Origin of the sequence: Caulobacter sp. D5 (assembly GCF_003185805.1) — a bacterium.
Taxonomy (GTDB): Bacteria; Pseudomonadota; Alphaproteobacteria; order Caulobacterales; family Caulobacteraceae; genus Caulobacter.
On sequence record NZ_QHJY01000555.1, the window covers coordinates 1 to 1049 of the forward strand.

General features: G+C 63.1%; 2 protein-coding genes. Both read left to right on the plus strand.

The features are described from left to right. A partial coding sequence (locus DMC18_RS27105; RefSeq protein ID WP_233248303.1) for a hypothetical protein occupies positions 1 to 191 on the plus strand: 191 nt, incomplete at its 5' end. Beyond that, positions 176 to 985: an undecaprenyl-diphosphate phosphatase gene (locus tag DMC18_RS25150; protein WP_110120461.1), complete on the plus strand. Its 810-nt coding sequence runs from the start codon at positions 176 to 178 to the stop codon at positions 983 to 985. The genes DMC18_RS27105 and DMC18_RS25150, both read left to right, overlap by 16 nt. The last annotated feature ends 64 nt before the right edge of the window (positions 986 to 1049 follow it).

Genomic DNA, 1049 nt, shown 5'->3' on the forward strand with positions numbered 1-1049 from the left:
ATAAGAATGCGGTGGTCAAATATTGGGACAAATATATCCGTGATGGCGACAGGGTCATTGCGACCGACTCGCATCTGTGCCCTCAAATAGTCCACTTTATGGATAAACCCTTTTTTTACCGTGTCGGGCGCACGCCCGTTTCCGCTCGCAAGAGCTTGTTTCACAAGGGAATGACATGCCGGATTGGCTGATCGCGATCGTGCTGGGCCTGATCGAGGGCCTGACGGAGTTCATTCCCGTCTCGTCGACCGGGCACCTGCTGCTGGCGGCCAAGGCGATGATGCTGCCGGCCACGCCTTGGGACACCTTTGTCGTGCTGATCCAGCTGGGCGCCGTGCTGGCGGTGGTGGCGCTCTACTTCCAGCGCCTTTGGGGCGTGGTCGTCGGCCTGCCGACCAGGCCGGAGGCGCGTCGCTTCGCGCTCAGCGTCATCATCGGCTGCATCCCGGCCTTCGCCGCGGGCCTGGCTTTGCACGGCGTCATCAAGCACTTCTTCGAGAACCCGTTCCTGCCGCAGGTGATCTGCGTCTCGCTGATCATCGGCGGGATCCTGCTGCTGATCGTCGACAAGAAGGCCCCGCCGGCCCGCGAGCACGACGGCATGAAGCTGTCTCTCAAGACCGCCTTCTTCATCGGCCTGTTCCAGTGCCTGTCGCTGCTGCCGGGCGTGTCGCGCTCGGGCTCGACCATCGTCGGCTCGATGCTGCTGGGGGTCGAGCGCAAGGCCGCCGCCGAGTTTTCGTTCTTCATGGCCATCCCGATCATGGTCGGCGCCTTCGGCCTGGACCTGATCAAGAGCTACAAGGACATCGACGCCAGTCAGTTCGGCATCATCGGCATCGGCTTCGTCGTGTCGTTCCTGTCGGGCCTGGTGGTGGTGAAGTACATGATCGACTTCATCGGCAAGCGCGGCTTCGCCCCGTTCGCCTGGTGGCGCATCGTCGCCGGCGTCGCCGGCCTGGCGCTGATCTACTTCCCGCGCTGACCCGTCGTCCTTCTCCCCTTGCGGGAGAAGGTGTCGGCGATAGCCGACGGATGAGGGGTCTCTC

Excerpts from the sequence above, each read along its gene's own strand:
- DMC18_RS25150 (WP_110120461.1), top strand. The coding sequence starts at position 176 with ATGCCGGATTGGCTGATCGCGATCGTGCTGGGCCTGATCGAGGGCCTG.